Raw genomic sequence first — 24,133 nt, 5'->3', positions numbered from 1 at the left:
GGGAAGGGCGGGCGGGCGCGAACCTCATAGGCCGTAGCCAGGGCGCACCGAGCCAAGTCGCGGAGCCAATCTCCAATTGCCCGTTGAAGCCCGCGCCTGCTTCCGCTAAGAAGCCGTGACTTGCCGGTTCATCGGCTGGTTCGTTTTCCGGATTCCGGAAAGCACCCGTAGCTCAGCTGGATAGAGCGCTGCCCTCCGAAGGCAGAGGTCACAGGTTCGAATCCTGTCGGGTGCGCCAACAAAACCAAATGCAAACGGCTGGATTTTGGGCGGTCGTCCCACACTGAAAAGTTGACAGCGTCAGAGCCGCTGGCCGTACTGTTTCAACACCGCGACGCAATCCATGTAGTTCAACAGGCCCTCGCCCTCTTCGGTGAAAACTTGGGCCCTACCGGTTCTATGCCCGACGGTCCCCTCGGCGATCAGCCGAATGGCTTCGCCAAGCGGCCGCTCCGACACTGAAACCGGCGTCCCGTCGACCTTGTATACTCCGACGATCTTGGCCATCCGCCACCGTGAAGCGAAGGCCTCTTCCCTCGAAAGCTTCACGGCCTTCTGCCGTGCGGCAGCTAGATCGTCGAGAAGATCAACCAGATGCGGGGGGAGGAACCTAGTGTCGTCCCTCTTACGAGCCAGAAACAGCAGCGCACCCTCGGCCGCCCGACTGTGGACGGGTCGCATCTGGGTTTTACCGGTTACGAGGTCCTCGTAGGTCCGCAATGGCAGGTGCATATGGTGGGCCATTTCCTCTTGGGTTGCGTTGGCCGCCTTGCGATAGCCTTCTAGGGTTTCCTTCGGGAGGACGCAGTTCCATGTCATTGTTCAGTTCCAGGCTGCAACATCTCTTTCAAACGGCATGCCACGATCTTCGTGGAATAGCAAGAGAGAATCCACGGACATCGTGGAACGGAAGCCGCAGGCTTAGGCAGGCCGTTTGGCCTGCAGGCAGTCGCAATCCAAGCGACAGCGAGAGAGGACGTGGGCAACCAGGACGACGGAGGTAGAGCGAAACCCGCGTGGCCGGCACGTTCTATTGGAGTCATCTGCTTTTATCAGGACGTAAGTGCGTTCATAGTGCCGCTGAGAAGCTGGATGACTAGTGCGACCTAAATCGCGCTGACGACGATCGATATACGAAAAGAAACCTTCATCCCAAAGCGATTAGCTAGACCCTCACGGTTTCCCTCAGACTAGCCGCGCCAGCGAAGTGGAGTATCGCCACCGCCCAGCAAGCGAGTTTTCTACATCATCGAAGACGTACTACTAACCCTTTTTGGTGGGCTTCGGCTTAGGTTTTGCAGAGCCCTCCTTTGAGCTTTTTGCCGTACCGGGACTTTTCTTTCCGGTGGTTGGTCGTTTAGGTTGAACAAAGATCTCCAAGTGTGAGTGCATGTCATCCCCCTTGTCAAATCAGTTACGACTTGCCGATATTTCCATGCTTCAGGAGATATTGCGAGAGGCTGAGGCCTATCTTGATGCGCAATTAACATCTGCTATCGCAGCGGACGAGCGTGCGTATTCGTTTGCAGGCACTGTAGGGGCGGTTTCGGTCTTGTTGATCGGCGCGTCTTACTCTTTGGCAACCTCGGCGGCGCCAAGCAGCCTTTTGTCGCTAACGTCGCTATTTGCGGCAGCGGCCCTATTTGTGGCTGCATGGATGGCTGTAATGTCCGCAAGTTCCATTAATTTCGAGTTCTCCGGAAACCAGCCTGGGCACTGGGGCGCGGATGTCGAACGGGGCATCGAGATGAGAGACGCACTGGCCGAACAGTGCGACCACTATGAATCAATGATTACCGCAAATAGCACCGCGATGGGGAAAAACGCCTCTGTCTTCAACTCTGCAGTCAACATAGCGCTGGCTACTCTTGGCGTAGGCGGACTGCTGTTCGGCTATTGGCTGGCGCGTCACCTCTTTCCCCAATAGCCGGCTGGACACATCTTAGATGAGCCGTCAGCAAAGCGTCTCGCATGCCACGCCGTCGCCATCGCGGTCCAGCTTGCCTCCCCAGGAGCAGTTGCTGAGATACCATTGGGCCTCGGCGCAAGAACTAATTTGCGAGCATTCCGCCGCGGCTGGCAGGAATAGCTTTGCGCTACCTGTTGACGGCTGATGATGCCTAGCGGCCGACTCACCGCCGGCCGGGCATTGTTTCCATGCCCAGCGCGCGCAAGTTCGACTATGACCCGAACAACAGGGTTCTCTCAGTCTGGTTTGTAGCCAGCGGGAAGCAGTTTTTGGACGTACCGGTTGAGACCTTCACCGCGTTCAAGGCAGCCTTTGCCAAGGGGCGCTATTTCAACGACCACGTTCGGAACCGCTACGCGTTCCGGCTGGTGACATAAACTTCCAACTCCAGCGGCCTATGTTCGGGCTGATCGTGCCAAGCGACCTGGCGGAAGTCACGCATGTCGAGCCGCTGGCCGCATACCGGGCAAATCATAAAATTCTCCCGTTCGTCGGCAGGCTCGCCGTCGTGCTGCTTGCCTGGAATCGGCGGGCCAAGGTCGGATAGTTTCGTCATAGCTATCAAACATTCAAATCGTCTAAAATGTTCCGGAACCATTTTAGCGCGCGCTAATTGAATCGCACTATGCGAGTCAGCGCATGCCTCTGAAGTTCATCAAGCCCATGGAGCCCGAGCTGGTCGACAGGCCGCCGCAGGGCGACGAATGGCTTCATGAGATCAAATTCGACGGGTATCGGACCCAGATTATTAAGGATGAAAACGGGATCCGGCTGTTCACCAAGAACGGATACGATTGGACCGGCCGCTATATCGAACTTGCCGGAGAAGCGGAGGCGATCGAGGCGGAAAGTTTCATCATCGATGGCGAGACAATCACCGTCAACGAGGCCGGCCTGTCCGACTTCCACGCCCTGCAATCAGCCGTCACCCGCCGTAAGCCGTCGCGCGACTTGTATTTGGTGGCGTTCGATCTCCTGCACCTGAACGGGCATGATTTGCGCAACATGCCGGTGGAAGACCGCCGCGAAATCCTGCAGGCACTGATTCCAGCCGTCGGCCGCATTCAGGTCAGCAAAGCCATGCCCGGCACCGGCGACGCGGTTTATCACCTGGTCGACAAGGCGGGGCTCGAGGGCATGGTCTCGAAGCGCAAGGACAGCATCTACCGTAGCGGGCCGACGATGAACTGGCGCAAGATCAAGTGCTATGCCGAAAAGGAAATGGACATCATTGGCGTGCAGCGCGAGGCCGGAAAGCCCGCAATGGTGCTCATGGCCGACAAGGGCCAATATGCCGGCGGCGCTTTCGTTGCCTTTAAAGCCGACAAGCGTCGGCGGCTATGGGATCGTGTTCAAGGGAAGGTCGGGGGACCAGTTCCGATCGGTCTAAAGAAGGAAAAGGCCGAATGGCTGAAGCCTGGTCTCGTCGGCCGCGTCAGGTTCCTGAAGGGCGAGGAAAGGCTACGCCATGCGAAGCTGCTCGATTACCGAGAGGAATGACTAACGCTGGCGACGGGGGCTCCCCCCTGCGGAACAGAACCGTGTACCTGGCGTTGTGCGGAACATCGGCACGTCTAGGAGAAACGGCATGGTGGCGCTACGCGCGGTCTGGAAGGGCTTTCTGAGGGTCGGTTCCGTGTCATGCGGGGTGAAGATAGTTGGTGCCACAAGCGAGGCATCCAAGATTCACTTCAAGATTTTGAACCGCAAGGACGGTTTACCCGTCAAAAGCGCCTATCTCGATGAAGAGACTGGCGACGTTGTCGAAGCCGAGGATCAGATCAAAGGGTATGAGGCGGACAAGGATGATTTCATCCACGTCGAGCCAGACGAGATCAAGAAACTGAAACTGACGTCGCAGCATACACTTGACGTCGATTCCTTCGTTCCGGTTGCCGAGATCGACACACGTTTTCTGGAGAAACCATACTACTTGATCCCGGCAGACGGTGCCTCCCTGGAGGCCTTTGCCGTCCTGCGCGATGCGATGGCCAAGAAGCGCGTTGCGGCACGCTCTTGCGTCGTACTCTATCAGCGCGGGCGCGAAGTGTTGATACAGCCCCTTGGAAAAGGGATGCTGCTGACCGAGCTACGGACCCACAATGAGATGACATCGGAAGACACCGTCTTCGACGATGTGAAGAGCCCGAAATACGATGCGGATTTGCTCGAAATCGCGGGGCTCCTTATCGACAAGAAGGTGACGAAGTTCGATCCTTCGAAATTCGAGGACACCTACGAGGATGCGTTGATTGCCATGATCGACGCCAAGCGCAAGGGCAAAAAGCCCCCTAAACCGGCGCCGAAACCTAAGGAGAACGTGGTCGATCTGGCCTCGGTTCTTCGAAAGAGCCTCGCCAACGAAGGCATCAACCAAGACCGGCCAAAGGCGAAGGGCCGCAAATCAGCATAGTTAGAGAGGATTGATAGGCCCGACCAAGGAGGGATGGTCATTGGGCTGCTTGTTGATTAGCGTCGAGTTGACGTCGCGACCGACGCGATTGAACTGCAGTTGACCGTCGATGTCGTGGCTGAGAATGTCTTTCAAGTCGTCCTTGGGCGTCGCCGGATCCAGCCACGCGTCATAGTAGGCTTGGTCGAGGATGACCGGCTGCCGATCGTGCAAGTTCTTCATCGGCTCGCCGGCCGGCTCGGTGATGATGGTGCAACTGGTGATTTCGAGGTTGGAATTGTAGGCCCACAGGCCGGCAAACGAGAACGGCGCGTGATCGGGCAAGTAGATGTGCCAAGGGTCTTTTTTGCCATCTGCTGGAGAGATGGTCCATTCGTAGAAGCCGTCGGCGGGGATCAGACAGCGCTTCGACTTGAAGGCATCGCGGAAGGCCGGCGCAGTGTCTATGCCTTCGATCCTGGCGTTGAACATCGCCGCCTTGGGCATCTCCTTCGCCCAGAAAGGAACTAGCCACCAGCGACCCTCGCGGAGCTTGTGGTTGCCGTTCTCGCCGGCGGTGACGAATGGGACTTCCTCAGTCGGGGCGATGTTGTAGCGAGGGGCATCATTGCGACCGGTTTCTGCGGGCGCCGTCAGTCGATATAGCCGGTGGATTTCCGACCAGGTCAGATATCTCGTGTAGCGTCCGCACATGCTCACTCTACCAATTCAAGGAAGAGAAAGTTCTCAGGCACCGCATCGGCAGGCCAATTGGCGCAGCACGCCGCGACGGCAGCCTTGTTGGCATCCATCCAGATTGATGCTGCTGCATCCTCGTCTTCCGTCGGTGCTTCATCGTCCTGAAAGTTGGCATCGTCCCAGCCCTCTAGCGCGAACATTCCATCGGCTGCCTGCTCGGCTGATATTCCCGCAGCGGCAAAGACCGCCCGCGCAGCTTCAATGCCGCGTTGCTGCTCATCGGGCGAAGCGCCCGTTATCTCCAAGCGAAGCTTCATAGCCCGCCTCCTGTGACTTTCCTGCCTGTCAGTGAACAAAATAGGAACAAGAGAGTCAAGAGCCCCTTGACCAAAGAGGAATATGTTCCTCTTTTAGGGCTATGGCGCATGATCCGATCGACACGCTGGGCAAAGCGACCCGGCACAATATGCTTGTGAAAGCAGAGTGCAGTTGCGGCAATGTTCGCTACTGCCGATCGGTCGATTTGATGATGGTCTACGGGGGCGGCGTCGATCCGCTTTCGCTGAAATTCGATTGCAGCCGATGCAAGCCGCAGATCAAAATTACGCTTCTGGAGGTGCACCCCGAACACTTGCCGAAGCGCCTGATGATCCACAAACCGATGAAGATCGACGGCAAGATCACCTGGTACACCGAGCGCTTCAAAGGATGACGAAGACGCTCGCAGACACGTTGGCCGCCCGCGAAAGCCTCTATGTCAATTGCGGGCATGCCATGTGCTGCAAGTCGACCAAGCTCGAAGTTCAGGCTCTAATTGACCGGCTCGGTCCAGGTCACGGATCGATGCATTGGGATCTCGTCGGCTTGTTCGGATGCTCGGATTGCAAGGCAGCGGGACGCGATCGCCGGCCGGCGTTCTTCACGTGCATTCCCGACTACGAAGGACTGCAGGCGAAGAGAAATCTCGATTGGAAACCGACAAGCCGACCGCAACCGGGCTCTCCACGAGCGTGATCATCAGACCAGCGAGGGCCGCTGTTGCTTCAATGGATGCCGGCCAGCTAGTCCTTGCCGTGAGCGCAGACAATCTGCGACATGGCCTTGCGATTGTCGGACGAAACGCTTGATTTCGACGTTCCGAAGAGGGCCTGTTATTCGCGGATTCCTTGGCGGGCTTTTGCATGTCGAGGACAGTAAGCCGGACTTCAGCGGAGACCAGACAGCGAAGGCGTCAACGATGGAGACCTAAAGCGCGTCGCCACAATATCTCTCAAACACGATGCGCCTTAGGAAACCCCCGCCACCCCCATTACACTCTCCCTTTCCACCAGCGGGCACTCCAGCTTCGTGATCGGATAGCGCCCCCGTCCAGGCGCCGCCGGCGCTTCCAGCTGTTCGATCGCCCATTGGCCCATGGCCATGTGCGGCAGGATCGAGGTCGTCAGCGGCGGGAAGAGATGGCGGGCGATTTCCTCGTCGTCGTAGCCGACCACGGAGATGTCCTGCGGGATGTGCAGGCCGGCTTCCTTCAGCGCTTCGTAGCAGCCGATCGCGGTGCGGTCGTTCTGGCAGAAGATGGCGGTGGGCTTATCCCTGAGCGCCAAGAGCTTGACGGTCGCGGCATAGCCGGCGCTGGCCGACCAGTCGCCCTCGACCACCAATTCGCCGTCGAACGGGATGTCGGCGGTGGCGAGCGCGCGGCGGTAGCCCTTCAGCCGGTCTTGTGCCGCCTGCATCCACGGCTCGCCGGTGATGGTGGCGATGCGGCGGTGGCCGTGGCTGATCAGGTGCCGGGTCGAGCTCTGGCCGCCGGCGATCTCGCTCGGCACCACAGCCGGGAAGGCGTAATCCGCCGTGTAGCAGTTGAGCAGGATCACCGGGATGTCGAGGCCGTAGAGGTAATCGGGCGCTGATATCTCGCGGGTGAAGATGGTCATGTAGATCAGCGCCGAAATGCCCCGCTTGGTGAGTGCGGCGATGGCGCGCGGCTCCATGACGGAATCGCCCAGCGTTTGCGCCACCAGAAGCACGTTGCCGGCATTCCACGAGGCCTGGCGCGCGCCCTCGATGGCGACCACGGCCTCCGGGCTGGTGGCGAGCTGGTCGACGGCAAAGCCGATCACCCCGTCGAGTCCTTCGAAGGCGGGCCCCTCGAAGGCAGGCAACGCCGGGTGAAGGGCCTCGAAAGCGGGCGCGGCGTAGCCAAGGGTCCGCGCGGCCTCGATCACCCGTTCGCGGGTCTGCTGCGACAGCTTGATGCCGGGCGAATTGTTGAGCACGAAGGAAACGGTCGCCTGCGAGCAGCCGGCGGCCCTGGCGATGTCGGTCATGGTGACGCGACCCCTGGCGCTCTTCGCCGGCGCCTTGCGGCGCTTCACCGTGTCGATGGCCGGATCCGTCGTCTCGCTCATGGCAAATCCCAGTCTGGCTGGCCGGTCAGGCCGGCAAGATGGCGTGACGCCGTCAATTTATAGAAACAACATCGAAGCCGTTTATAACTATTAGTATGCCGGAGGTCCATCCACCTGCATTCTCATACAAGCCAAAACTCAAATGGAAAAGGCTGAGATAGTGGGCCAGCGGTGACCACGGCTCGGCGTTGGGCACACGCGAAATCGCCGGCATTGGCTCGGAACTAATACTGTTTACTAATACAAAGATGCGCTGTACCGTCAATCCGTCGCGTCCGGCCAGTCAGGTCCGGGGCGGCGGGAGAGTACGAAAAATGGCCCGGTGGCGAGCGGATACTACCTCCGCGAGCTTTGTCTCGGATATGTGATATGTCAGACAAATCGGACTATTTACGAACGAAGGATGAGTCTCTAAGGTCCATGATCGTGGCTGGAACGACGCCATTCTTTCGGTGCCGGGAACCCCTTTGAGGAGGAGGGCGTCCACGCTGCAAACGGCAAATCAGGTCAGTGCAAGATCGGCCGGTCCAACGACTGAGCCAAACGGGAGGTTGAACATGAAATCCTTGATACGCAATGCATCCGTAGCCGCGGCCGCGCTGCTGCTTGGCCTGTCGGCCACGGCAATCGCGCGCGCCCAAGACAAGCCGACGCTGGCCTTCGTCGTCAACGGCGCTTCCGATTTCTGGAAGGCCGCCGAAGCCGGCGTCAAGAAGGCGCAGGGCGAACTGCCCGACTATACGCTCGAGCTCAAATATCCCGAGCAGTCCTCGGTCGCCATCCAGCAGCGGCTGATGGACGATCTGGTCACCGCCGGCGTCAAGGGCATCATGGTCTCGGCCGTCGATCCCAAGACCTCGACCGACGGCCTCAACAAGATCGCTTCGGAAACGGCGCTGTTCACCACCGACTCGGACGCCCCGCAGACCAAGCGCGTCGCCTATATCGGCTCGTCCAATGTCGATGCCGGCAAGCAGGCGGCCGAAATCGCCAAGAAGGCGATGCCCGATGGCGGAAAATGCCTCGGCTTCGTTGGCCTGCTCGGCGCCGACAATGCCAAGGAGCGCATCCAGGGCATGAAGGACGGCCTCGCCGGAACCAAGATCGAGCTGATCGACGTGCGCGGCGACGACATCGACCAGGCGCGCGCCAAGAAGAACGTCGAGGACGCGCTGGTTGCCAGCCCCGACGTCACCTGCATGGTCGGCTTCTACTCCTACAACACGCCGCGCATCTATGAAGCGCTGCGCGACGCCGGCAAGCTCGGCTCGATCACCGTCGTCGGCTTCGATGACGATCCGATCACGCTGGGCGGCGTCAAGGAAGGCACCATTGCCGCCACCGTCGTGCAGCAGCCCTTCGAATGGGCCTATCAGGGCATGAAGCTGATGGCTGCCTATCTCAAGGGCGACAAGTCGGGCATCCCGGAAGGCAACCTCATCATCATCCCGACCAAGATCATCGGCAAGGATGACGTCGACGCCTACGCCGCCAATCTGAAGGCGATGGCCGGAAATTAAGACTTGAAGCAGTTCAGCCGGCTCAACGTCGCTTGGGCCGGCTGCTCGCATTGACGAACCGCACGCGGATCGTCAGTCTGCCAAAAAGTCGGCCCGCCAATCGCTGTCAGGCATGATGAATTATTCCGACACATCCATCGCAGCAACGACGCCGTTCCTCAGCCTCGAGAACGTGCGCAAGACCTATCCGGGCGTCGTCGCGCTCGACGGCTTCTCCATGGAGGTCAGGCCGGGCGAGGTCATCGGCCTTGTCGGTGAAAACGGCGCCGGCAAATCGACCTTGATGAAGATCCTCGGCGGCGTCACCACGCCCGACAGCGGCACGATCACCGTCGACGGCACCGCACATGACAGGCTCTCCGTCGAAGCCAGCCTGGGCTCGGGCATCGCCTTCGTCCACCAGGAACTCAACCTGTTCGAAAATCTCGATGTCGCCGCCAACATTTTCTTCGGCCGCGAGCCGTTGCGCGCCGGGCCGCTCAAGCTCGTCGACCGCGCCAAGCTGCGCACCATGGTGGCGCCGCTTTTGAAGCGCGTCGGCGCCAATTTTTCCGCCGACACGCCGGTCGCGACCCTGTCGCTGGCCCAGCAGCAGATGGTCGAGATCGCCAAGGCGCTGTCGATCGAGGCGCGGCTGGTCATCCTTGACGAGCCGACATCGAGCCTGCCGCTCGCCGAGACCGACAAATTGCTCGACGTCATCAAGGCGCTGAAGGCCGACGGCATCAGCGTCATCTTCATTTCGCACCGCCTGCACGAGGTCGAGCGCGTCGCCGACCGTGTCGTCGTGCTGCGCGACGGCATGCTGGCCGGTACGCTGGGCAAGCATGACATCGGCCACGACCAGATGGTCAAGCTGATGATCGGCCGCATGCTGAAGGAGCGCGAGAAGGCCTCGGAGGCGGCGCGTGCGCCCGGCGCCGTAGCACTCGCGGCCAAGGCCATCCGCACGCCTGCCTATCCCGGCCGGCCGGTCGACCTTGACGTCAGGCGCGGCGAAATCCTCGGCCTTGCCGGTCTTGTCGGCTCGGGCCGCACCGAGCTGGCGCGGGTGTTCTTCGGCATCGATAGCAGCCTTGGCGGCACGCTCGAGCTCGACGGCAAGCCGCTTGCGCTGGCTTCCGCGGCCGACGCCGTCGCGCACGGCATCTTCCTGGTGCCGGAAGACCGCAAGCTCACCGGCATCCTGCTCGACCTGTCGATCGCGCAGAACATTTCCCTGCCCAACCTGCCTGCGCATGCGCGCCGCTCCCTGGTGTCCAAAAGCGCCGAGGCCGCCACCGCCGAGAAGCAGAAGAAAGATCTCGGCATCAAGGCGCCTTCGGTGCAGACGCGCACCGGCACGCTGTCGGGCGGCAACCAGCAGAAGGTCGTGCTCGGCAAGTGGCTCGCCATGAACCCCAAGGTGATGATCCTCGACGAGCCGACGCGCGGCATCGACATCGGCGCCAAGGCGGAAATCTATGGCCTGATGCGGGCGCTCGCCGATGCCGGCGTCGCCGTGCTGATGATCTCGTCGGACATGGAAGAGGTGATCGGCGTGTCCGACCGCATCGCCGTCATGCATGAGGGCCAGATCTCGGGCATTCTCGACAAGGACCGGTTCAGCCAGGAAAACGTGCTGCTGCTGGCGGTGGGCAAGCAGCCGAAATAGTTTTTGTTGCCACGGGTTCCGGTCCGGAACCTTCCAGGGCGGGCATTGGGGAGAAGACGATGAGCAAGAAAGATCTCGGCCTGCTGATCCTGATCCTGGTGGTCGGGGCGATCGTTGCGATCATCAATCCGCGCTTCCTGCTTCCGATCAACCTCGCCAACACCTCGAACCTGATCGGCCTGTTCGGCATCCTGTCGATCGGCCAGGCCTTCGTCATCATCACCGGCGGCATCGAATTGTCGGTCGGCTCGGTGGTCGCGCTGCTCGGAACGCTATTCATCGACTTTATCGCCGTGCGTGGCATGGGATGGCCGGTTGCCTTCGTGCTCATCCTGGTGCTTGGCGCCATCATCGGCCTGGCACATGGCTGGCTGATCACAAGGCTCAAGCTGCAGCCCTTCGTCGTCACCCTGTGCGGCCTTTTGATCTACCGCGGCGTCGCCCGCTTCTACACTGGCGACGGCACGGCGGGTTTTGCGTTCGGCCAGAATTTCCCCGGCCTCGAATTCCTCACCGCCGGGCGCTCTTATGGCGTGCCGAACAGTTTCATCGCGCTGATCGTTATTTCGATCGTCATGTGGGTGGTGCTGCACCGCTCGGTGTTCGGCCGCTATCTCTACGCCATCGGCAAGAACGAGGAGGCGGCGAAATATTCCGGCATCCGCACCGGCCGCGTCGTCGTCGCCGCCTACGTCATCTGCGGCGTGCTGACGGCGCTGTCGGCGATCTATTTCGCCATGTACACGCGCTCGATCTCACCGGCCAGCCACGGCCAGTTCTACGAACTCTACGCCATCGCCGCAGCCGTGCTCGGCGGCTTCTCGCTGCGCGGCGGCGAAGGCTCGCTGATCGGCGTCATCCTCGGCACGGTGCTGCTGCAGGAACTGCAGAACCTCGTCAACCTGCTCGGCATCCCGTCCTCGCTCAACTTCGCGGTGATGGGCGGCGTCATCCTCATCGGTGTGCTGGTCGACCAGCAATGGGGCGTGTTCCGGGAACGGCGGCTGATGGTCGACGCCACCCGCAAGAGCGCTTCCGGCGCGGCCGCGGAATAATCGCCCTGCCAAGACGCGCCGCGCGTTTGTCGGCGCCTGGCGGCATGAATGAAATGGTTGCGGCCTTGCCGCCCTTCTGCGATTGCGGGACGTCTCCACATCATGCCGGATGTCGGTGGCGGACGAGTGGCAAGCCATGAGAGCGAAACCTGAACTGTTGATGTTGAGGGCAGGGGCGCTTGAAGCCGAACTGGCGCCGCAAATCGGCGGCAGCGTGAGCGCGCTGCGCTGGCGCGGCATCGATCTCCTGCGCCGGCTTTCGGACGGGGATCGCGATACCGGCAATGTGCTTGGCGTGGCCATGTTTCCAATGACGCCCTACGCCAATCGCATCACTGGGAACGCTTTCGACTTCGGGGCGCAGCGCTGGCAGGTCCTGCCCAACAATCCGCCGGAGAAATTCAACGTGCACGGCAGCGGCTGGCAACACGCCTGGACTGTCACCGAGACAGCAGCCGCGAACGCGACGCTGACGCTGGACATTGCCGCCGGAGCCGAGCCCTATTCCTATCGAGCGACGCAGGCTTTCGCGGTCACCGAAGAGGGGCTGAGCGTCACCATTACGCTCACCAACACCGGACCGGTTACCTTGCCGTTCGGTTTTGGCCTGCATCCCTGGTTCGATCGCGATCCGGACGTGACATTGCAATTCGAGGCGAAGCGCTTCTACCTCGAAGAGCCGGATGGCATTTCCGGTGATCCGATCACACTTCCGCCCGAACTCGACTTTGCCGAGGACCGGCCTTTGCCAAACGGCTGGCGCAACAGTGATTACGGCGGCTGGAGGGGCGAGGCGATCATTCGTTTTCCAACCCGCGGTGCCGGCTTGCGGATCAAGGCCGACCCGGTCTTCAAGCATCTGATGCTCTACGCCGATCCGACAAAACCGTATTTCTGCGTCGAGCCGCAAACGAATGCCTCCGGTGCTTTCAACCGGGGCCGGTGGGACGATCCGGAGGAAGGCGTGATCGTGCTGGCCCCTGGCGAAAGTGCTGCCGGCACCGTCTTGTTCATGCCTTTTGCGCTTGAAGGCTAGCCTAGATCAGGCCCGACATGTCGGAAAAAGCCATCGCCTTGCGCAGCACCTCGGCGAAACGGTCGCCGGCGGCTTCGCGCGGGCCGCTGTTGTCGATCGAGGTGACGCCAGGTCCCGACAGGCTCACATTGGCGCTGCGCGCCAGCCGCGCCAGCACTTCGCCGCGCGACTCGCGGCCGCGCATCGCCAGACGCTCGGCCAGCACTTCAGGCGAGGCGGTGATCTCGACGATGGCCAGATTGGCATAGCGTTCGCGCAAGGAGGGGATGATCGCGCGCGACACATTGGCGACAGCGACACGGCCATTGGCGACGGACCAGTCGACATCGACGGGGATGCCGTAGCGCAAGCCGTGCGCTTCCCAGGAGATGGCGAAGGCGCCATCGGCTTCGGCCTCGACGAAGGCGGCATCGGCCAGCGTGTCGTGGTCCTCGCTGGCGACATCGCTCGGCCTGGTGATGACGCGGCGGACGAACTCCAGCCTTGTCTCATAGGCAAAGCGGGCGCGGGCGTAGCCGATCACCGTGTCCTTGCCGGCGCCGCTTGGGCCGACGACGGCGACGAAAACGCCATCGCGGATCGGAAACGTCTCGGCCGACAATTCCCGCTCGATCGATGCCGACACCATCATGCGACCCGGCTTCCCTGCCGCCACACGGTGCGCACCACCGGGACATGGTCGTCGACGCGCACGCGCACCAGATCGGCGCGGCGGCCCTGTTCGATGACGCCGCGATCGGTCAGGCCAACCGCATCGGCCGGGTTCTTCGAGACCATGGCGACGGCCTGCGGCAGGGAAATGCCTTCGACGACATCGCCGAGGAAGAACGCCGACTGGATCAGGCTGAAGGGAATATAGTCGGATGACAAGATGTCGAGCAGGCCGTCGCCGGCCAGCGTACGGGCGGAGACATTGCCCGAATGCGAGGCGCCGCGCATGACGTTGGGCGCGCCCATCAGCACGCCCATCCCGGCCTCTTTCGAGGCCCTGGCGGCCTCTTCCGTGGTCGGGAATTCGGCGACGCGCACGCCCTGCTCGATCGCCTCGTCGACATGGCCTGATGTGGCGTCGTCGTGGCTGGCCAGCACGATGCCGCGCTCCTGGCAGGCGGCTGATATCACCGCCCGGTTCGGCGCTGAATTGCGCGCCGATTCGGCCATCCGCTTTTCGCAGAACAGCTTGAAATCGCGATCGGTCAGCTTCAGCTTGCGCTGGTAATAGTAGGCATAGGTCTCGAGATTGACGAACTGGCGCTGGCCTGGCGCATGGTCCATCAGCGATGCCAGCTTGACCCGCTCGTCGCCATCGAAATTGGCGAAAGCCCTGAGGCAGTCCGGTGCCGAAACCTCGCAGCGCAGGTGGATGAAATGGTCGGCGCGCAGACGGTCCTGCTTCACACTGTCCTCGATCGCGTCGGCCAGCTTGCGGATGTCGGCCGATGTCAGGTCGGCGTCTTCGTCCATGCCGACGCGCAAGGCGTCGAGCACGGTGGTGATGCCGGCGGTCGCCACCTGCGCGTCATGGGCGAGCACGGCGGCGATCGGATTCCAGCGCACCTTGGGCCGCGGCGCGTAGTGGCCTTCGAGATGGTCGGTGTGCAATTCGACCAGCCCGGGAATGACATAGTCGCCGCCCATATCCTCGCCGATGCGGCTGATGCCGGATTCGATGCCGGCGATAAAGCCGTCGCGCAGCACCAGCGAACCCTCGACGATCTCGTCGGCAAGCACGATGCGGGCATTGTGGAGAACAGTCTCGGCGGTCATTTCAGGCAGTCCTTCAGGCGGTTTTTCTGGCCGGGCGGCGCCCGAGCGCGTGATGCGAGAGCACCATGAACGGTGCACCCGGTTCGGTTTCGACAAACAAGGTCAACGCATCCACCAGCACCTTCTGTTGCAGCACTTCCGCGAACAGGCTGTCGATCGCTGCGCGCAAACGAGGGCTTTCCTGTGACCCCGCCCGGCCGGACAGCGTCATGTGGAAGCGAAAGGTTTCGAAGACATAGGGGTAACCCCATTGGCAGAGGTTGCGGAACTCGGCCGGCTTCAGCGAATCCGGGCTGCGCCGCTCGATTTCCGCCTCGCTCAGCGGTGCGCGAAACCGGTCGAAATCGCGCACCACGTCATCGGCGAACCGGTTGAGCGCAGGCACTGGCCCTTCCGGCACCAGTGCGAAGAAGCCGTCGATCTGGCTCACGACGAGACGCGGGATGGTCACCGCCGGCGTCGCCTCGGCGAATTGGTCGAGTGCGGCGCGCAGCGAGGCTTCCGTCTCGTTGGCAGCCAGGCGGAAGGGGGCTTTCAGCGTTGCGTGAAAGCCATAACGGCGCGCCGAAGCGGTGTGGAAAGCGACTTCCGCCGCCGACAGGTCTGCCACCGCTTCGACCGGCCTCGTCGCGGCGCCAAACGGGTCGCGGCCGAGCCAGTCGGCGGCGATCCGCGCCAGTGGCTCGTCCTGCCGGGGGGTGAAATAGAGGGCGTAGCGCATGGAAAGTCCTTGTCAGCTTCGCTGCCATAGGTGATTTCCATGACGAATTGACGAAGCCTTGCTGGCTTTCAGGTAACAAAACGCTGCGGCGGGGTCATTAGCCGACGATTTTTTCGTGCTGGACCAGGGCGCGAGTGCTCACGCAGCGACCGGTCAGGCCTTCATCAGCCATTCATGCTCGGGCGCATTGTGGAATTTCCACGTCCGCTTCGGTCCGGCCATGACGTTGAGATAATAGAGGTCGTAGCCGTGGCAGGCGGCGCAGGGGTGATAACCCCCGGGCACCAGCACGACATCGCCATCCTCGATCGCCATTGCTTCATCGAGCGCGCGATGGCCGTTCTTGTCGGCATCGGTATAGACGCGCTGGAAGGCAAAACCCTGCGGCGGGTTGAGACGGTGATAGTAGGTTTCCTCGAGATAGGATTCGGCGGGCAGATTGTCCTGGTCGTGCTTGTGCGGCGGATAGCTCGACGTATGCCCGCCGGGCGTGATCACCTCGACCACCAGCAGCGAATCGGCCGGCTCGCCCTCCGGCAATATGTTGGTGACGTAGCGCGTGTTGGTGCCCTTGCCGCGCACCTCCTGGCCGAGATCGTCCGGTGCGATCACCCGCGCCGGCAGGCCGCCGCCAAGGCCCGGCGCCGAGCAGACGGCAAGTTCCAGCTCGGTATCCGCCGTCACCGACCAGTCGGAGCCTTGCGGAATGTAGACCGACCACGGCTTGCCCTCGAAGGGCGACATGCGCCCGCCGAGCAGACCGAGCTCCTTGCCGCCGGCCTTGGCCTTGCCCTTGCCGGTGACGAACACCAGGCAGACTTCGCGATCCTCCGTCTTGCCGGAGACGCTCTCGCCCGGCTTCAGCCGATGCAGGTCGAAACCGACATAGGTCCAGCCGGCGCTTTTCGGCGTCACATGGGCGACGCGGCCAAGGCCTTTGTCGGCTTTGACGAGCAGCTTCGACATTTCTTGTCTCCTATTCCAGTGGCCTGACGGTTGCAGGCCTGTAAAGCCAAGTCGTTTGTTTGAAAGGACCATCGCAAACGTTCGGAAATTGGCCGGCGCCCTTCCAACTTCGTCATCCTAGGGTCTGCGCCGCGTCGCTGCGCTCCTTGCTCCGCCCTAGGATGACGAAGTTAGAAGCACTGCAAGCCAATCGCCAACGCATGCGATCAGTCACTCCTTCGGTTCGGCCTCGGCCTTCGCCTCGTCGGCCGGTTTATAGAGATAAAAAAACTGCCAGACGGCGTAGCCGGCGAAGCCGAGCGCGATCATGCCCCAGAACGGCGTGCCGGTGGCGAACTCGATGATCGACCAGATGACGCAGACCGCGACGATGGCGACGCGCCGCCACAAAGGCCGGAAGAAGGGGTGTTCGGAATCTTTCATCGGGCCAATCTACAGCAATCGGCCTCGCCGGGAACCCGTCGCACCAGCCATTGGAAAACTAGACATTTGGAAAGCCTTGCGTCTCGACCGTATAGCCGGCGGCGGTCATGACGCGCATCAATTCCTTGTAGCCAACCTGCGCCATCCTGAGTGGCGGGTTCTTCTTCGGGTCCTGCTCCGCCTCGACCACGAACCAGCCCTCATAGCCATGGTCGGCGAAGCGCTGCACGATGGCGCCGAAATCCAGCGACCCATCGCCCGGCACGGTGAAGGCGCCCAGCGCCACCGCGTCGAGGAAGGATTGTTTGGTGCGATCGAGCTTTTCGATCACCCCCATGCGAACGTCCTTCACATGCACATGGCTGATCCGGGTATGATGGTTGTCGATAGCGCGCAGCACGTTGCCGCCGGCGAATGCCAGATGTCCAGCATCGAGCAGCAGGGGAATGCCGGCTCCGGAATAGCGCATGAAGGCATCGAGTTCCGGCTCGGTCTCGACCACTGCCGCCATATGGTGGTGGTAGGAGAGCGGCATGCCTTGCTCGGCGCACCATTCGCCAAATTCGGCGAGCCGCCTGGCATAAGCCTTCATCTCGTCATCCGACAGCTTCGGCTTGGTGGCCAGCGGCTTGGAGCGGTCGCCCTGGATCGAGCGGCCGACCTCGCCATAGACGATGCAAGGCGCATTCACCGCCTTGAACAGGTCGATCATCGGCTGGATGCGATCCTTGTTGTCGGCCATCTCCCCATCGACCAGCGTGCCCGAGAACCAGCCGCCGCACAGCGTGACGTCGGCGGCCTTCAGGATCGGCAGCATGATTTCGGGGTCATTGGGAAAACGCCGGCCCATCTCCATGCCGGTGAAGCCGGCCGACCGTGATTGGCGCAGGCATTCTTCCAGCGACACGTCATCGCTGAGTTCCGCAAGATCGTCGTTCCACCACGCAATGGGGGACATGCCCAGTTTGGCTTTCAAGTAGTCACTCCGGTTCTTGTTCACCCTCCCCCTTGTGGGCAGGGTCGCTGCGAAGCAGCGGGGTGGGGGTGGCGCCGGACCCCCAACCCGGACCTTCGGTCCGACCTCCCCACAAGGGGGAGGTAGGGGTGGCAGCGCCTATATCAATCGCCGACGGTCTGCATCTTCCGCTTCTCGTCATACGCCTTGCGCGCCGCGTTGACCTGCGGCCGTACAGACACTTCCGGCACCGCCACGTCCCACCAATGGCCCCCGGCATCGGTGGAAACCAGCGGGTCGGTGTCGATGACCAGCACGGTGGTGCGGTTGTTCTTCTTTGCCTTCTCCAGCGCGTTTTCCAGCCCGGCGATCGACGGCACCTTCTCGGCGATCGCCCCCATGCTCGCCGCATGCGCGGCAAAGTCGATGTCGGGCAGCACCTCGTGGCGCGAGTCCTTGAGGAGGTTGTTGAAGTTGGCGCCGCCGGTCGCCATCTGCAGCCGGTTGATGCAGCCATAGCCGCGGTTGTCGAGCAGCACGATGGTGAGCTTGAGGCCGAGCATCACCGAGGTGGCGATTTCGGAGTTCATCATCAGGTAGGAGCCGTCGCCGATCATGACGACGATCTCCTCGCCGGGCTTCGCCATCTTGGCTCCGAGCCCGCCGGCAATCTCGTAGCCCATGGTCGAGAAGCCATATTCGCCATGATACGATCCGGGCGCGCCCGCCTGCCAAAGTTTGTGCAATTCGCCCGGCAGGCCGCCGGAGGCATTCAGCAGCGTCACACCGGAGCCCATGGCGCGCTGCACGGCGCCGATCACCTGCGCGTCGGACGGGTAGGCGGCATTGGTCGACGCCGTCACCTTGGCCGCCTCGGCCTGCCAGGCCTTCTTGCCGGTGGCCGCATTGTCGGTCCAGGTGGAAGGCGCCTTCCAGCCCTTCAGCGCAGCACTGAGTTCGGCCAGGCCCTCGGCCGCATCGGCCACCAATGGCAGGGCGCGGTGCTTGCCGGCGTCGAAGGGCTGCACGTTGAGCCCGATGATGGTCTTGCCCGAATTCTTGAACAGCGCCCACGAGCCGGTGGTGAAGTCCTGCAGGCGCGTGCCGATGGCCAGCACGACATCGGCTTCCTCAGCCAGCCGGTTGGCGGCAGAAGTGCCGGTGACGCCGACCGCCGCCATGTTGAGCGGATGGTCGTCCGGCAACGAGGATTTGCCGCCTTGCGTCTCGCAGACCGGGATGCCGGCGCTCTCGGCGAATTTCGCCAGTTCGTCCGACGCCTGCGAATAGAGGACGCCGCCGCCGGCGATCACCAGCGGCTTTTTTGCACCCTTGAGCGCCGCGACTGCAGCGGCAAGCTCATGGCGATCCGGGCGCGGCCGGCGCTGGTGCCAGACCCGCTCGACAAAGAAGCTCTCGGGATAATCGTATGCCTCGGCCTGGACGTCCTGGCACAGAGACAGCGTCACCGGGCCGCATTCGGCCGGATCGGTCAGCACAGCCATGGCGCGGCTGAGCGCAGGAATGATCTGCTCGGGCCGGGTGATGCGGTCGAAATAGCGTGAAACCGGACGGAAGCAGTCATTGGCCGTCGCCGTGCCGTCGGAGAAATCCTCGGCCTGCTGCAGCACCGGATCTGGGATGCGGTTGGCGAAGACGTCGCCCGGCAAAAACAGGACGGGCAACCTGTTTACGTGGGCGAGCGCCGCCGCCGTCACCATGTTGAGCGCGCCGGGGCCGATCGAAGAGGTCGCGGCCATGAAGCGGCGGCGGAAATTGGCCTTGGCGTAGGCGATCGCCGCATGCGCCATCGCCTGTTCATTGTGGGCGCGGAAAGTCGGCAGTTCGTCGCGCAGCTGATAAAGCGCCTCGCCGACGCCGGCGACATTGCCGTGGCCGAAGATCGCCCAGACGCCGCCGAAGATGGGGACTTTGCTGCCGTCGATCTCGGTCATCTGGCGGCTGAGGAAGCGGGTCAGCGCCTGCGCCATTGTCAGGCGGATTGTCTTGCTCATGGTGTTTTCCTCCGCAGTCCTATTCCGCGCCTTCTTATGCCGCCTTGCGGCCGCGCGCGGCAAGCCACGCATCCGTCAACTGTTCGAAGCGCTGCGCCATGTCGGCGATCGCCTCGTCATCCGACATCTTGCCGGCCAGCCATTGTTCGGCCGCGTGGACGAAGATGGTGCGGCCGACGGCAAAGCCCTTGACGATGGGCGCCTTGGCGGTGGCGGCGAACGCCGCTTCCAGCTCGTCCTGCGGCGCCTCCAGGCCCAGCAGCACAACGCCGCGGCACCACGGGTCGTGCTTCAGGATGACGGCCTCGATCTTCGCCCAGGCGCCGCTCGACGCCTGCGGCTCGAGCTTCCACCAGTCCGGCTTGATGCCCAGCGCATAGAGCTCCTCCAACGCGCGCGGGATCGTCGTGTCGTCGAGCTTGCCATGCTTGCCGGCAATGATCTCGATGAGAAGTTCCCTGCCGACCTTCCGCGCGCCTTCGAACAGGGCTCGCAACTTCTGCTGCTGTTCTTCCTTCAGCGCCGCCGCATCGTCGGGGTGATAGAAACACAGGCATTTGATGCAATGGTCGACCGGCCATTCGACAAGCTGCGAGCCGATGTCCTGCGAGAATTCGAAGCGCAGCGGCCGCGAACCCGGCAACTCCACCGGCCGCCCGAGCCAGGCGAAGGAATGCCTGGCGAATTCGAACATTGCCTTGCGGCCGTGTTTCTCATCGATCAGCATGCCGTAGCCGTCGCGGCCGGCGGCGACCTTCGCAGCCGCCTTGACTGCCAGCACCTTGAATTCTTCGATCCGTGCCGGATCGGCGCCGGCCTTCGCCGCCACATCCTCGAGCTGCACGCGGTGGTCGCAGGCGAGCGCCATCAGCGAGGGAATGTCGCGCCGGCGCGTCGTTGCCCAATGGATGTGGTTGATCGCCTCGTCCTTGCGCAACGCCAGATGCTCGCTGCCGTGTTTGAGGAAGAACCGCAGTTCTTCGAAGGTCGGATATTCCGGCGCGCAGAGCAGACGCGACACGGCGAAGGCGCCGCAGGCATTGGCCCAGGTCGCCGCTGTCGCATGATCTTCGCCACCCAGCCAGCCGCGCAGGAAACCGGACATGAAGGCGTCGCCGGCGCCCAGCACATTGTAGATCTCGATCGGAAACCCCTTGCCGACGACACCGTCCTCGAGGTCGTCGCTGATCGGTCCGTCATAGACGATGCAGCCCATGGCGCCGCGCTTCAGGACGATGGTGGCGGACGACAGCGAGCGGATCGTCTTCAAGGCGCTCAGGCAATCGTCGGCGCCCGACGCGATCATGATCTCCTCCTCGGTGCCGACGATGAGGTCGCAATCGGGCAGCACCGTCTTCAGCTGCGCCGAGACCCGGTCCGATTTCACATAGCGCTCGAACCCTTCGGCATGGCCGGCAAGGCCCCACAGGTTCGGCCGGTAGTCGATGTCGAACACCACCTTGCCGCCCTTGGCCTTCATGATGCGGATCGCCTTGCGCTGCGCGGCATCGCTGTTGGGCCTGGAAAAATGCGTGCCGGTGACGACGATCGAGCGCGCCGAGGCGATGAAGGCCTCATCGATGTCTTCGGGCGCCAGCGCCATGTCGGCGCAATCCGAGCGGTAGAAGATCATCGGCGAGACGCCTTCGTCCTCGACCGACAGCAGCACCAGCGCGGTCAGCCGTTCCTTGTCGGTCTTCAACCCGTCGACATTGACGCCTTCACGCGTCAGCTGTTCGCGGATGAAGCGGCCCATCTGCTCGTCGCCGACGCGGGTCAGCAGCGCCGAGCGCAGGCCGAGCCTGGCGGTGCCGACCGAGATATTGGCCGGGCAGCCGCCGACCGACTTGGCGAAGGAGGTGATGTCCTCCAGCCGCGAGCCGATCTGCTGCCCATAAAGGTCGACAGAAGCGCGACCGATGGTGATGACGTCGAGCGGCGCGTATTCAGCGTCCACGGCTTCGCTCATTGGAACCTCCCGTCGGCCTTGTTGTGTTGGGGTACACGCGCGAGCGGCAGCGTGGCGCCGGGAATATGAAATAATAATTCCAATCCATAGTCAATATGGAATGAGTGTTCCTTCCGTGAAAAGTGCCTTTTCGGCGATGGATCAGGCCTTGCGCTTGCGGCCCGTGTCGCGTCGCTTCTCGCCGACGCCGACGGTCAGCGCCATGGCCAGCGCCATTGTCGCCGACAGCGAGCGGAAGCCGGCGAAATCGGCCTCGGCAACCTCGAACCAGACCTTGGCGAACTGGGCGAGCGGCGAAAACGAGCTGTCGGTGATGGCGACGATCGGCACGCCCTGTTCCGAAATGCTGCGCGCTTCCTCGATCGTGGCCGGTGCGTAGGGCGAGAAAGAAATGGCGATGACGGCATCCGCCGGCGTCGCGAAGCCGATCATCTCGGCATTCAGCCCGGCCGCCGATTCGATCAGCTGGTTGCGGATCTTCAGCTTGCCCAGCGCATAGGCGATGTAGGACGCCACCGGATAGGAGCGGCGCTTGGCCAGAACGTAGATGGTTTCCGCCTTGGCAAGCAGGGAAATGGCCTCTTCCAGATGCGCGTCGTCCAGCGTGCGCGAAATGTCGTTGAGCGAGGTCGAGGCGGCGGCGACGAAGCCGTCGAAGATCGCCCGGTGGCCGGCACCGCCCTCTGCCTTGGCGCGCAACGCCTGCAGCCTTTCGTCATAGGATGAGTTGCGCTCGCGCAGCCGTTCGCGAAACACCTGCTGCAGGCTGGTGAAGCCATCGAAGCCAAGCTGCTGGGCAAAGCGGATCAGGGTCGAAGGCTGCACGCCGGCCGAAGCGGCGATGCTGGCGGCGGTGCCGAAGGCGATGTCGTCAGGATTGTCGAGCGCATGGGCAGCGATCTGGGCGATGCGCTTCGGCAGGCTTTCGCGCCGCTCCAGGATGGTGGTGCGCAGCGTCTCGAAATCGCGAGGTACCCGTTCGTCCATCGTCGCTCTGTCCAGGCTCATGCGTGAAGCGTCCCTCTGTGCATCATCATAGCGAGCCTGCGCAAGAACACCATAAAAAATGAGGCAGACATTCCATTTCAGGAGAAAATGGACTAATTCATCCACGCAACGGTTCAAGCAGTGGAGAAACGGAAAATGGTCGGCGTCGGTCTCATCGGTACGGGTTTCATGGGCAAGTGTCACGCCATCGCATGGAGTGCCGTCGGCGCCGTCTTTCCGGACGTTGCCAAGCCACGGCTGGTCCATCTCGGCGAGGTCAATGAAGAGCTTGCCCTGCGCAAGGCGGGCGAGTTCGGTTTCGCCAAGGCGTCGGGGGACTGGCGCGCCGTCGTCAACGATCCCGAAGTCGATATCGTCTCGCTGACCACGCCCAACCAGTTCCATCCGGAAATGGCCATCGCCATCCTCGAAGCAGGCAAGCATCTGTGGTGCGAAAAGCCGATGGCGCCGAGCTTTGCCGAGGCCGAGGCGATGGCAGCGGCGGCGAGAAAGTCCGGCAAGGTCGCGGCGCTTGGCTACAACTATATCCAGAGCCCGGCCATCCGCCACATCAGCGCGTTGCTCGACGAGAAGATCATCGGCGAGGTCAACCATCTGCGCATCGAGATGGACGAGGACTTCATGGCCGATCCCGAAGCGCTGTTCTTCTGGAAGCACGAAGCAGCTTCCGGCTATGGCGCGCTCGACGATTTCGCCGTGCATCCGCTATCGCTGGTCTCAGCCCTGTTCGGCCGCGTCGCCAGTGTCATCTGCGACATGGCCAAACCCTATGCCGACCGCAAGCTGGCCAGCGGCGGCCGTCGCGCGGTCGAAACCTACGACATCGCCAGCGTGCTGATGCATCTGGAAAATGGCATTGCCGGCACGCTGCTGGTCAACCGCTCGGCCTGGGGCCGCAAGGGCCGCATCGCCGTCCAGATTTTCGGCTCTAAAGGGTCGATCCTGTTCGACCAGGAGCGATCGAACGAATTCCAGCTTTACCTCACGGCCGACCGGCCGACCGAGCAGGGTTACCGCACCATCCTGGTGGCGCCGCACCACAAGCCCTATGACCTCTTCGTGCCGGCGCCAGGCCATGGCCTCGGCTTCAACGATCTCAAGATCATCGAGTGCCACGAACTGCTGACGCGGCTTGAAGGCAAGCCGGCGCGGCTCATCGAGTTTGCCGAAGGGCTGGAGATCGAGCGCACGGTGCACGCGATGGCGCGCTCCTTCGAGGAAAAGCGCTGGGTGGACGTGCGGTAAGGCGGCGGCTCACCTTCTCCCCTTGCGGGAGAAGGTGGCCTCGCGAAGCGAGGTCGGATGAGGGGTGCTCCAGGGAACACCAACGTCTCACTCCGCTGGAACACCCCTCATCCGTCTCGGCGCTGCGCGCCGATCCACCTTCTCCCACAAGAAGAGGGGCCCGTTGCGTTATTAAGTTATAGGGGCAAGGAGGGAGGGTCAGGCCAATGTGGGGTGCCTTGCGGCTCGGGTTTGAGGCCGGATTGGCTGGGGTTTGACGGGTTCGGCGGATTTCGGGCGCAATGCGACCCTGTATTAGGTCGCCAGCGTCACCCAGCGGCGCATGTTG

At 62.4% G+C, this 24,133-nt stretch carries 24 protein-coding genes and 1 tRNA gene; 12 read left to right on the top strand and 13 right to left on the bottom strand.

Annotated elements, in window-relative coordinates; genetic code table 11:
- The first annotated feature begins 161 nt into the window (after nucleotides 1–161).
- Nucleotides 162–238 (top strand) — tRNA-Arg (locus EOA19_RS32510).
- 62 nt (nucleotides 239–300) lie between these two features.
- Here the strand turns inward: EOA19_RS32510 and EOA19_RS32505 are convergent.
- Nucleotides 301–819, bottom strand: coding sequence for a hypothetical protein (locus EOA19_RS32505; RefSeq protein ID WP_128305902.1), 519 nt, complete (start codon nucleotides 817–819; stop codon nucleotides 301–303).
- 616 nt (nucleotides 820–1,435) lie between these two features.
- Between EOA19_RS32505 and EOA19_RS32500 the strand changes: the two genes are divergently transcribed.
- From EOA19_RS32500 to EOA19_RS32475, 5 genes are all read left to right on the top strand, one after another.
- Nucleotides 1,436–1,927: a hypothetical protein gene (locus tag EOA19_RS32500; RefSeq protein WP_128305901.1), complete on the top strand. Its 492-nt coding sequence runs from the start codon at nucleotides 1,436–1,438 to the stop codon at nucleotides 1,925–1,927.
- A gap of 230 nt (nucleotides 1,928–2,157) precedes the next feature.
- Entirely contained in the window at nucleotides 2,158–2,346 is a 189-nt protein-coding gene (locus EOA19_RS32490) for a KTSC domain-containing protein (RefSeq protein ID WP_128305900.1), read from the top strand.
- Between the two features lie 20 nt (nucleotides 2,347–2,366).
- Entirely contained in the window at nucleotides 2,367–2,516 is a 150-nt protein-coding gene (locus EOA19_RS35500; protein WP_164893101.1) for a hypothetical protein, read from the top strand.
- A gap of 92 nt (nucleotides 2,517–2,608) precedes the next feature.
- Nucleotides 2,609–3,469, top strand: a complete 861-nt coding sequence (locus tag EOA19_RS32480; RefSeq protein WP_128305899.1) for an ATP-dependent DNA ligase — start codon at nucleotides 2,609–2,611, stop codon at nucleotides 3,467–3,469.
- Nucleotides 3,470–3,557: 88 nt separating this feature from the next.
- Nucleotides 3,558–4,382, top strand: coding sequence for a Ku protein (locus tag EOA19_RS32475; RefSeq protein WP_128305898.1), 825 nt, complete (start codon nucleotides 3,558–3,560; stop codon nucleotides 4,380–4,382).
- Here the strand turns inward: EOA19_RS32475 and EOA19_RS32470 are convergent, their stop codons facing one another.
- Nucleotides 4,383–5,075 (bottom strand): SOS response-associated peptidase, encoded by a 693-nt coding sequence (locus EOA19_RS32470; RefSeq protein ID WP_128305897.1) that lies wholly within the window; start codon nucleotides 5,073–5,075, stop codon nucleotides 4,383–4,385. It abuts the gene before it with no gap.
- Nucleotides 5,076–5,077: 2 nt separating this feature from the next.
- The gene (locus tag EOA19_RS32465) at nucleotides 5,078–5,377 is read right to left on the bottom strand and encodes a hypothetical protein (RefSeq protein ID WP_128305896.1); all 300 of its coding nucleotides are present in this window, start codon (nucleotides 5,375–5,377) and stop codon (nucleotides 5,078–5,080) included.
- Nucleotides 5,378–5,478: 101 nt separating this feature from the next.
- On the opposite strand from EOA19_RS32465, the gene EOA19_RS32460 reads away from it, so the two are divergent.
- A complete protein-coding gene (locus EOA19_RS32460) occupies nucleotides 5,479–5,772 on the top strand; it encodes a hypothetical protein (protein WP_128305895.1) in 294 nt (97 codons plus the stop codon).
- Nucleotides 5,773–6,346: 574 nt separating this feature from the next.
- On the opposite strand, the gene EOA19_RS32455 is transcribed toward EOA19_RS32460, so the two are convergent.
- The gene (locus tag EOA19_RS32455) at nucleotides 6,347–7,471 is read right to left on the bottom strand and encodes a LacI family DNA-binding transcriptional regulator (protein ID WP_164893100.1); all 1,125 of its coding nucleotides are present in this window, start codon (nucleotides 7,469–7,471) and stop codon (nucleotides 6,347–6,349) included.
- A 557-nt stretch (nucleotides 7,472–8,028) separates the two neighbouring features.
- On the opposite strand from EOA19_RS32455, the gene EOA19_RS32445 reads away from it, so the two are divergent.
- From EOA19_RS32445 to EOA19_RS32430, 4 genes are all read left to right on the top strand, one after another.
- The gene (locus EOA19_RS32445; protein WP_128305894.1) at nucleotides 8,029–8,991 is read left to right on the top strand and encodes a sugar-binding protein; all 963 of its coding nucleotides are present in this window, start codon (nucleotides 8,029–8,031) and stop codon (nucleotides 8,989–8,991) included.
- Between the two features lie 115 nt (nucleotides 8,992–9,106).
- Nucleotides 9,107–10,645, top strand: coding sequence for a sugar ABC transporter ATP-binding protein (locus EOA19_RS32440; RefSeq protein ID WP_128305904.1), 1,539 nt, complete (start codon nucleotides 9,107–9,109; stop codon nucleotides 10,643–10,645).
- Nucleotides 10,646–10,704: 59 nt separating this feature from the next.
- Nucleotides 10,705–11,700 (top strand): ABC transporter permease, encoded by a 996-nt coding sequence (locus tag EOA19_RS32435; protein ID WP_128305893.1) that lies wholly within the window; start codon nucleotides 10,705–10,707, stop codon nucleotides 11,698–11,700.
- A gap of 136 nt (nucleotides 11,701–11,836) precedes the next feature.
- Complete coding sequence (locus EOA19_RS32430; RefSeq protein ID WP_031213037.1) at nucleotides 11,837–12,736, top strand: aldose 1-epimerase; 900 nt, start codon at nucleotides 11,837–11,839, stop codon at nucleotides 12,734–12,736.
- Nucleotide 12,737: 1 nt separating this feature from the next.
- Here EOA19_RS32430 and phnN read toward each other — a convergent pair whose 3' ends face one another.
- The 9 genes from phnN to EOA19_RS32385 all read right to left on the bottom strand — a co-directional run bounded on the left by phnN (nucleotide 12,738) and on the right by EOA19_RS32385 (nucleotide 22,539).
- Nucleotides 12,738–13,367 (bottom strand): phosphonate metabolism protein/1,5-bisphosphokinase (PRPP-forming) PhnN, encoded by a 630-nt coding sequence (gene phnN / locus EOA19_RS32425; RefSeq protein WP_164893099.1) that lies wholly within the window; start codon nucleotides 13,365–13,367, stop codon nucleotides 12,738–12,740.
- The gene (locus EOA19_RS32420) at nucleotides 13,364–14,503 is read right to left on the bottom strand and encodes an alpha-D-ribose 1-methylphosphonate 5-triphosphate diphosphatase (RefSeq protein ID WP_128305892.1); all 1,140 of its coding nucleotides are present in this window, start codon (nucleotides 14,501–14,503) and stop codon (nucleotides 13,364–13,366) included. Before EOA19_RS32420 ends, phnN begins: the two co-directional genes overlap by 4 nt.
- A 13-nt stretch (nucleotides 14,504–14,516) precedes the next feature.
- Nucleotides 14,517–15,224 (bottom strand): DUF1045 domain-containing protein, encoded by a 708-nt coding sequence (locus EOA19_RS32415; protein WP_128305891.1) that lies wholly within the window; start codon nucleotides 15,222–15,224, stop codon nucleotides 14,517–14,519.
- Nucleotides 15,225–15,377: 153 nt separating this feature from the next.
- The gene (iolB, locus tag EOA19_RS32410; RefSeq protein WP_128305890.1) at nucleotides 15,378–16,190 is read right to left on the bottom strand and encodes a 5-deoxy-glucuronate isomerase; all 813 of its coding nucleotides are present in this window, start codon (nucleotides 16,188–16,190) and stop codon (nucleotides 15,378–15,380) included.
- 210 nt (nucleotides 16,191–16,400) lie between these two features.
- Nucleotides 16,401–16,613, bottom strand: a complete 213-nt coding sequence (locus EOA19_RS32405; RefSeq protein WP_023810667.1) for a DUF3329 domain-containing protein — start codon at nucleotides 16,611–16,613, stop codon at nucleotides 16,401–16,403.
- A 58-nt stretch (nucleotides 16,614–16,671) separates the two neighbouring features.
- Nucleotides 16,672–17,589 (bottom strand): myo-inosose-2 dehydratase, encoded by a 918-nt coding sequence (gene iolE / locus EOA19_RS32400; RefSeq protein WP_023810666.1) that lies wholly within the window; start codon nucleotides 17,587–17,589, stop codon nucleotides 16,672–16,674.
- A 143-nt stretch (nucleotides 17,590–17,732) separates the two neighbouring features.
- On the bottom strand, nucleotides 17,733–19,583 hold the full coding sequence (iolD, locus tag EOA19_RS32395) for a 3D-(3,5/4)-trihydroxycyclohexane-1,2-dione acylhydrolase (decyclizing) (protein ID WP_128305889.1): 1,851 nt from the start codon (nucleotides 19,581–19,583) through the stop codon (nucleotides 17,733–17,735).
- Between the two features lie 34 nt (nucleotides 19,584–19,617).
- Entirely contained in the window at nucleotides 19,618–21,552 is a 1,935-nt protein-coding gene (gene iolC / locus EOA19_RS32390) for a 5-dehydro-2-deoxygluconokinase (RefSeq protein WP_128305888.1), read from the bottom strand.
- Between the two features lie 141 nt (nucleotides 21,553–21,693).
- Entirely contained in the window at nucleotides 21,694–22,539 is an 846-nt protein-coding gene (locus EOA19_RS32385) for a MurR/RpiR family transcriptional regulator (protein ID WP_164762714.1), read from the bottom strand.
- 156 nt (nucleotides 22,540–22,695) lie between these two features.
- On the opposite strand from EOA19_RS32385, the gene EOA19_RS32380 reads away from it, so the two are divergent.
- Nucleotides 22,696–23,805, top strand: coding sequence for a Gfo/Idh/MocA family oxidoreductase (locus EOA19_RS32380; RefSeq protein WP_128305887.1), 1,110 nt, complete (start codon nucleotides 22,696–22,698; stop codon nucleotides 23,803–23,805).
- Nucleotides 23,806–24,133: the final 328 nt, after the last annotated feature.

This window comes from Mesorhizobium sp. M7A.F.Ca.US.010.02.1.1, from assembly GCF_004023085.1.
Lineage (GTDB): Bacteria > Pseudomonadota > Alphaproteobacteria > Rhizobiales > Rhizobiaceae > Mesorhizobium.
Note: the sequence above shows the minus strand (reverse complement) of the source record. Positions and strands in the feature narration are given on the sequence as shown.

What these genes read in the sequence shown, in the direction of transcription:
- EOA19_RS32505 (WP_128305902.1), bottom strand. Translation starts at nt 819, where the DNA reads ATGACATGGAACTGCGTCCTCCCGAAGGAAACCCTAGAAGGCTATCGC.
- EOA19_RS32500 (WP_128305901.1), top strand. Translation starts at nt 1,436, where the DNA reads ATGCTTCAGGAGATATTGCGAGAGGCTGAGGCCTATCTTGATGCGCAA.
- EOA19_RS32490 (WP_128305900.1), top strand. Translation starts at nt 2,158, where the DNA reads ATGCCCAGCGCGCGCAAGTTCGACTATGACCCGAACAACAGGGTTCTC.
- EOA19_RS35500 (WP_164893101.1), top strand. Translation starts at nt 2,367, where the DNA reads ATGTTCGGGCTGATCGTGCCAAGCGACCTGGCGGAAGTCACGCATGTC.
- EOA19_RS32480 (WP_128305899.1), top strand. Translation starts at nt 2,609, where the DNA reads ATGCCTCTGAAGTTCATCAAGCCCATGGAGCCCGAGCTGGTCGACAGG.
- EOA19_RS32475 (WP_128305898.1), top strand. Translation starts at nt 3,558, where the DNA reads ATGGTGGCGCTACGCGCGGTCTGGAAGGGCTTTCTGAGGGTCGGTTCC.
- EOA19_RS32470 (WP_128305897.1), bottom strand. Translation starts at nt 5,075, where the DNA reads ATGTGCGGACGCTACACGAGATATCTGACCTGGTCGGAAATCCACCGG.
- EOA19_RS32465 (WP_128305896.1), bottom strand. Translation starts at nt 5,377, where the DNA reads ATGAAGCTTCGCTTGGAGATAACGGGCGCTTCGCCCGATGAGCAGCAA.
- EOA19_RS32460 (WP_128305895.1), top strand. Translation starts at nt 5,479, where the DNA reads ATGGCGCATGATCCGATCGACACGCTGGGCAAAGCGACCCGGCACAAT.
- EOA19_RS32455 (WP_164893100.1), bottom strand. Translation starts at nt 7,471, where the DNA reads ATGAGCGAGACGACGGATCCGGCCATCGACACGGTGAAGCGCCGCAAG.
- EOA19_RS32445 (WP_128305894.1), top strand. Translation starts at nt 8,029, where the DNA reads ATGAAATCCTTGATACGCAATGCATCCGTAGCCGCGGCCGCGCTGCTG.
- EOA19_RS32440 (WP_128305904.1), top strand. Translation starts at nt 9,107, where the DNA reads ATGAATTATTCCGACACATCCATCGCAGCAACGACGCCGTTCCTCAGC.
- EOA19_RS32435 (WP_128305893.1), top strand. Translation starts at nt 10,705, where the DNA reads ATGAGCAAGAAAGATCTCGGCCTGCTGATCCTGATCCTGGTGGTCGGG.
- EOA19_RS32430 (WP_031213037.1), top strand. Translation starts at nt 11,837, where the DNA reads ATGAGAGCGAAACCTGAACTGTTGATGTTGAGGGCAGGGGCGCTTGAA.
- phnN (WP_164893099.1), bottom strand. Translation starts at nt 13,367, where the DNA reads ATGATGGTGTCGGCATCGATCGAGCGGGAATTGTCGGCCGAGACGTTT.
- EOA19_RS32420 (WP_128305892.1), bottom strand. Translation starts at nt 14,503, where the DNA reads ATGACCGCCGAGACTGTTCTCCACAATGCCCGCATCGTGCTTGCCGAC.
- EOA19_RS32415 (WP_128305891.1), bottom strand. Translation starts at nt 15,224, where the DNA reads ATGCGCTACGCCCTCTATTTCACCCCCCGGCAGGACGAGCCACTGGCG.
- iolB (WP_128305890.1), bottom strand. Translation starts at nt 16,190, where the DNA reads ATGTCGAAGCTGCTCGTCAAAGCCGACAAAGGCCTTGGCCGCGTCGCC.
- EOA19_RS32405 (WP_023810667.1), bottom strand. Translation starts at nt 16,613, where the DNA reads ATGAAAGATTCCGAACACCCCTTCTTCCGGCCTTTGTGGCGGCGCGTC.
- iolD (WP_128305889.1), bottom strand. Translation starts at nt 19,583, where the DNA reads ATGAGCAAGACAATCCGCCTGACAATGGCGCAGGCGCTGACCCGCTTC.
- iolC (WP_128305888.1), bottom strand. Translation starts at nt 21,552, where the DNA reads ATGAGCGAAGCCGTGGACGCTGAATACGCGCCGCTCGACGTCATCACC.
- EOA19_RS32385 (WP_164762714.1), bottom strand. Translation starts at nt 22,539, where the DNA reads ATGGACGAACGGGTACCTCGCGATTTCGAGACGCTGCGCACCACCATC.
- EOA19_RS32380 (WP_128305887.1), top strand. Translation starts at nt 22,696, where the DNA reads ATGGTCGGCGTCGGTCTCATCGGTACGGGTTTCATGGGCAAGTGTCAC.